Here is a 6,188-nt window from a genome sequence, read left to right on the forward strand (position 1 = left end):
GTGCGCTTGCCCGCTTGTGCCATCATGGCGTGCTAGTGTCCTGGGTTGTAAGTTCGTTGAAATGAGAAATCTGCCGAAATCGGTACTAGGCAAGGCGCAAAACGCAGCGATACCGGGCGGTCTCGCGAGGCTTTGCAACGCCGCATGGTGCCGATTCTCGGTGGATTTGTTCAACGAATTTGCAATTCAGGACACTAGTGCCCGTCTTACCGCGCTGCTTTTAAGCCGATGCAAACCCAACTCGCCCCTGAATTTCAAGACACGCCGCTGGGCCGCGAAGCCGAGGCCATTTTGCGCAAGTGCGTGCACTGCGGTTTTTGTACCGCCACCTGTCCCACTTATCAACTGTTGGGCGATGAGCTGGACGGCCCGCGCGGGCGTATTTACCTCATCAAGCAGGTGCTGGAAGGGGCTACGCCCACGCGCGATACCCAACTGCACCTTGACCGTTGCCTGACCTGCCGCAATTGCGAAACCACCTGCCCCAGTGGCGTGCAGTATGGGCGGCTGGTCGATCTGGGGCGGCAGGTGGTGGAGCAGCGCGTGCCGCGTCCGGCGGCTGAACAGCGCCAGCGCGACTGGCTGCGACGCGGCCTCAGCTCACCCCTGTTCGGCCCGGCCATGCGCATGGGCCAGGCGGTGCGTGGTTTGCTGCCCGCGGCCTTGCGCGCCAAAGTACCTGCGCGACACCCGCCCGGGCAGTGGCCCACGCGCCAGCACACGCGCAAGGTGCTGCTGCTGGAAGGTTGTGTGCAGCCCTCGATGGCCCCCAACATCAACACCGCCACGGCGCGGGTGCTGGATGCAGCGGGCATTCAGGTGGTGCGCCCGCGCGGGCAGGGCTGCTGCGGCGCGGTCAAGGCCCACCTGGCCGATCACGCAGGCGGGTTGGCGCAGATGCGCGCCAACATCGACGCCTGGTGGCCTTACATCGAGCGTGCCGAGGTGGAGGCGGTGGTCATCAACGCCTCAGGCTGCGGGGCCACGGTCAAGGAATATGGCCATTGGCTGCATGCCGATCCGGCTTATGCCGACAAGGCCGTGCGCGTCAGCGAACTGGCGCGTGATTTGAGCGAGTTATTGCCCGACATTGCCCAGGCGCTGCAAGGCCGTGTGCGCCCACCGGCGGGTGTGATGGCCTGGCACCCGCCGTGCAGCCTGCAACACGGCATGCGAAACGGCATGCAATTGCGCGGCAGCGTTGAAAAATATCTGGGTGCACTGGGCTTTGACCTGCGCTCTGCTGCGCAAGAAGCGCACCTGTGCTGTGGCTCGGCAGGCACGTATTCGGTGTTGCAGCCAGCGTTGTCTGCGCAATTGCGTGAACGCAAGCTCGGGCACCTGCTGGGCGAGCGCACGGCCGAGCACCCCACGGCCATCCTGTCGGCCAACATGGGCTGTATCAACCACCTGCAAACCGGCACCGATGTGCCGGTGCGGCACTGGGTCGAGGTGCTGGATGAGGCGCTTCAAAAAACATAGCTTTTAAAGCCTGCACGTGCGGCTTCAAAGCCTGATCTGGCGCTTGATTTTGAGACTTAATCTGGCGCGCTGACGGCCAGTGCAGCCTCGATGTCGGCGATCAGTGCTTTCGGCGGGGTGTTCGGTGCATAGCGGCGCACCACTTGCCCGCCACGCCCCACCAAAAACTTGGTGAAGTTCCATTTGATGGCGGTGCTGCCCAGCAGGCCCGGCGCTTGTTGTTTGAGCCAGTCGAACAAAGGCAAGGCATTGGGGCCATTGACTTCGATCTTGGCCATCATCTGAAAATCCACGCCGTAGTTGCGCTGGCAAAAGGTGCTGATTTCAGCGGCATCGCCCGGCTCTTGTCGGCCAAACTGGTTGCACGGAAAACCCAGCACCACCAGACCGCGTTCGGCATAGCGTGTGTGCAACTCTTGCAGGCCCGCCAGTTGCGGGGTGAAGCCGCAGGCGCTGGCCGTGTTGACCACCAGCACCACGTTGTGATGCAAATCGCCCCAGCGCAGAGTTTGGTTGTCCAGCGTGTGTAAAGTCCAGGGTGGTGGTGAAACAGGTTGGGGCATGATGGTCAAAATTGGGCGTTAATAAATCACGCCAGTGCGGCGCTGGCACGACGCTTTGGCGCAGCATTTGGACTGCTCGCCGAATCTGGCGGTGGTTTGGGCGGTGCCGATCTCGACAACCCCACCACGCGCGCGAACAATACAGCCGGTTTGAATTTTTACATCCCTTAAGACTCCACGACGATTCGTCGCCCAACCCACGTGGCTTACACCTACGCCTTTGTCGGACTGACGCCCAGCGAACGCGCGCTGCTGGCGTCCATTTTTGAGCTGGATGCGGCCGAAGGCGATGACTTGCGGCCGGTGCGCAAGCCCGAAGACGCGCACTTGCTGATCGTCAATGGCGACGATGCCGCAGCGGTGGAGCGACTGCGCCAGATCAATCCGCGAGCGCTGCTGGTGCTGGTGGGCCGCCCGCGCGAAGCGAATTTGCAGCACTTGCCGGTGTTGCGTCGTCCGCTCGACATGGCCGGCGTGGTGCGCGTGTTAAGCGCCCTGGAGTGGCCCGAGCAAGCCCTGGACAGCCAGTTGCCCAGCGATTTCAGCGGCACGTTCAATCCGTCCAGCCTGCTGTCGTCATCGCCGCCGACCATGCCGCCATCGGCAGTGCCCACCATGCTGCCCAGCGAGACGATGTCGATCCCCGCCTCACTATCTGCGGCGGCTGATCCCGCCGCCTTTGCCCCCACCACCGCCACCGCACCGCTGGAGATGATGTCGGGGCTGGCCTCAGCCATGGCACCGGCCGCGCCAGCTATTTCGACGGACAGCGACAGCGTGTCGGCGCGGGTCACCTGGCGCACGGCCGAATCGCCTGCGCCCGTTGAACCTGCCAGCACACCTGAAGCCACGGCCCAGGATTTTGCCAATCTGCCCGAAGGCGAAGACGCCGACGTGATGGTGGTGATGGGCGCGCACGGCACCAGGCGCTACACCTTGTCGCAAGGCTTGCGCCGCATGGGTTACCGGGTGCGCGTGGTTGAAGGCGGCGAGCGCGCTGAACAACTCTTGCAAACACGCACGGTGCCGTGCGTGTTTTTAGATCAGGCATCGCTGGGCGATCAACTCATGCCGCTGGTGCGCACGCTCCATGCGCTGAAAACGGGCGCTGCCCCTGCGCCCAAGCTGGCCGTCATTGCGCGGCACGACTCGATGGTCGACCGGCTGCGCGCGCGTATGCTGGGCTGCACCTGGATGGCCGCACCGCTCAACCGTGAACGGCTGGCGGCTTTTTTTGCCAAGCAAGGGCTGCGCCCGTCGCGTTGAAGTTCGGCAACCAGTTTCTTGCACCAATGTGGCTTGCAGCGCCATTGCAACGCCATTGAACACGCTCTCACTCCATTTCCAGCTCAATAGTGAGCGCGAAGGCGAAGCGCAGACAGTACTGGTGGCGTACGGCAAGCTGAGCCGACAAAGTGCACTGTTGATCTGGAAATGGCGTCAGTGGTGACCGGGGTCGCTGCGTGCTATGTCCAGCAGGTGCTCGACTTCTGCCGTGTGATGGCGCAGGTTATGGCGGTGCCACACCTGGATGCCCAGCATGGCCAGTACCACGGTGGCACCAAACAGTGCCACTGCGCCAAAAGCCGACAGACCCGCACCCGTGGCGGCGGTATACAACAGGCCCAGACCCAGGATGCAGGTTTGCTCGTTGAAGTTTTGCACTGCAATCGAGCGGCCTGCGCCCATCAGGTTATGACCCCGGTGTTGCAGCAGTGCGTTCATGGGCACCACGATGTAGCCGCCCAGTCCACCCAAAAAAATCAGAAACGGCACGGCCAGCCAAAGCTGGTCAACCCACACCATGACGATCAGGCAAGCGCCCATCAGCACGCCCAGTGGCATGACTGAAGTGGCACGGTCGAGCCGCATGCGCATCGACGCCACCACCGCACCGACGGCGGTGCCAATGGCCACCACGCCCACCAGGCTGGCCGCCTTCATCGTTGAATAGCCCAGCGCCGCGCCCGCCCAGGCCAGCACGATGTAGCGCATATTGCCCGACACGCCCCAAAACAGCGTGGTGGCGGCCAGCGAAATCTGTCCCAACCGGTCTTGCCACAGCCGGTTGTTGCAGCGCCAGAAGTCGCCCAGCAGCGACAGCTTGTTGGCGGGCAGCGGGCGCAACTCAACCCCTGTGTTCGGAATGCGCAGGTTGATGGCGGCGGCCAGCGCATACACCAGCACCATGGACGCAATGGCTGCCTCGGCGGCCGTATCAATCGGGGTGTTGATGGCTGGCCAGTCCAGTGACAGCAACAGGGCCGAAACTTGCTCGCCCAGCAAGATGCCGCCCAGCACCACGCCGAGGATGATGGAGGCAATCGTCAGCCCTTCGATCCAGCCATTGGCCTTGACCAGTTGCGAAGGCGGCAGCAGCTCGGTCAGGATGCCGTACTTGGCCGGCGAATACGCCGCCGCCCCCAGGCCGACCACGGCGTAGGCCAGCAGGGGATGGCCGCCCAGCAGCATCATCAGGCAGCCGACAATTTTGATGGCGTTGCTGATGAACATGACCCAGCCCTTGGGGCGCGAATCGGCAAACGCGCCCACCCAGGGAGCCAGCACCACATAAAACAGCGCAAACATGGGCACCAGCGCCGCGCTTTGCCACTCCGCCGTGCCGCTGTCCCGCAACAGCGCCACCGCGGCTACGAACAGCGCGTTATCGGCCAGCGAGCTGAAAAACTGCGCGGCCATGATGGTGTAAAAACCGCGCTTCATGGGGTGGGGGGAGGCGCAAGTGCGCCCCAAAGAGACAAGGACAATCGAAGGGCTGTAATGATTGGTGCGCTGAAGTTATAGCACGGCGGCATGCCACTGCGGGCAAAGAGAGTGCGCAGCGCTTGGTGACAGAATGGCCTCATCTTTGGCTTTGCCGATTGCTGCCATGCCGCGCCCCATTCAAGCCACCATCCACGTCGCCGCGTTGCGCCACAACCTGACGCAATTGCGCCAGGCCGCACCCGATGCGCGCGTGTGGGCCATCGTCAAGGCCAATGCCTATGGTCATGGGATTGAGCGGGTATTTGAGGGCTTGCGTGGTGCTGATGGTTTTGCGCTGCTGGATTTGGCCGAGGCCGAACGGGTGCGCACCCTGGGCTGGCGCGGCCCCATTTTGTTGCTGGAAGGGGTGTTTGAAGCGCGCGATCTGGAGCTGTGCTCGCGCCTGGGCTTGTGGCACACCGTGCATGATGACGCGCAAATCGACTGGCTGGCCGCGCACAAGACGCAGCAGCCGCAACGGGTGTTTCTCAAACTCAATTCCGGCATGAACCGGCTAGGCTTTTCGCCTGAACGTTACCGCAGCGCCTATGCCCGCCTAGCCGCTTTGCCGCAGGTGGACGAAATCACCCACATGACCCACTTTGCCGATGCCGATGGCCCGCGCGGCATCGCGCACCAAATGGCGATTTTTGAACGTGCCGCCCAAGGGCTGCCGGGCGAGCGCACCGCCGCCAACAGCGCTGCCACTTTGCGCCACGGCCGCGATGCGGCGGTGCGTGGAGACTGGGTACGCCCCGGCATTGCGGTGTATGGCTCAGCGCCCGACTTTCCGCTACATGATGCCGCGCACTGGCGGTTGCAGCCCGCCATGACGCTGGCGGCCCGGTTGATTGCGGTCAGTGAGCTGCACCCTGGCGATACGGTGGGTTATGGCTCCACTTTTGTGGCTGATGCGGCGATGCGCGTGGGCGTGGCGGCCTGCGGTTATGCCGATGGCTACCCGCGCCACGCGCCCACGGGCACGCCCGTGCTGGTGGACGGTGTGCGCACCCGCACGCTGGGCCGCGTCAGCATGGACATGGTGGTGGTTGATCTGACGCCTGTGCCGCCAGCGCGGCTGGGCAGCGAGGTCACTTTGTGGGGCCGCGCCAGCAACGGTGCGGTGCTGCCCATTGATGAGGTGGCCCAGGCCGCTGGCACCGTGGGTTATGAGCTGATGTGCGCGCTGGCGCTGCGTGTGCCGGTGGTTGTGGCCGATTGATTTTTAAAAAATTGATAGCGCCAAGAGCGTGTTCAACGTCTCAGCGTGAGGGGTGTGGGATGCGGATCGGGATGCGCTGCAAGGCGCAAACCGCAGCGATACCTGGCGGTATCGCGAGGATTTGCAACGCAGCAGACCGCCCGGGGCCGCGCCCA

General features: G+C 63.6%; 5 protein-coding genes. 3 read left to right on the forward strand and 2 right to left on the reverse strand.

Features of this window, described 5'->3' with window-relative positions:
- Window positions 1–228: 228 nt before the first annotated feature.
- Window positions 229–1,482, forward strand: coding sequence for a glycolate oxidase subunit GlcF (glcF, locus tag ACK5NW_RS12195; protein ID WP_416928416.1), 1,254 nt, complete (start codon window positions 229–231; stop codon window positions 1,480–1,482).
- A 56-nt stretch (window positions 1,483–1,538) separates the two neighbouring features.
- On the opposite strand, the gene ACK5NW_RS12200 is transcribed toward glcF, so the two are convergent.
- Window positions 1,539–2,045: a glutathione peroxidase gene (locus ACK5NW_RS12200; protein WP_416928418.1), complete on the reverse strand. Its 507-nt coding sequence runs from the start codon at window positions 2,043–2,045 to the stop codon at window positions 1,539–1,541.
- A gap of 201 nt (window positions 2,046–2,246) precedes the next feature.
- Between ACK5NW_RS12200 and ACK5NW_RS12205 the strand changes: the two genes are divergently transcribed.
- Entirely contained in the window at window positions 2,247–3,311 is a 1,065-nt protein-coding gene (locus tag ACK5NW_RS12205) for a hypothetical protein (protein WP_416928420.1), read from the forward strand.
- A gap of 174 nt (window positions 3,312–3,485) precedes the next feature.
- On the opposite strand, the gene lplT is transcribed toward ACK5NW_RS12205, so the two are convergent.
- Window positions 3,486–4,769, reverse strand: coding sequence for a lysophospholipid transporter LplT (lplT, locus tag ACK5NW_RS12210; protein WP_416928422.1), 1,284 nt, complete (start codon window positions 4,767–4,769; stop codon window positions 3,486–3,488).
- Window positions 4,770–4,935: 166 nt separating this feature from the next.
- On the opposite strand from lplT, the gene alr reads away from it, so the two are divergent.
- A complete protein-coding gene (alr, locus tag ACK5NW_RS12215; protein ID WP_416928424.1) occupies window positions 4,936–6,033 on the forward strand; it encodes an alanine racemase in 1,098 nt (365 codons plus the stop codon).
- The last annotated feature ends 155 nt before the right edge of the window (window positions 6,034–6,188 follow it).

The organism is Ottowia sp. (genome assembly GCF_047975795.1).
Taxonomy (GTDB): Bacteria; Pseudomonadota; Gammaproteobacteria; order Burkholderiales; family Burkholderiaceae_C; genus Ottowia.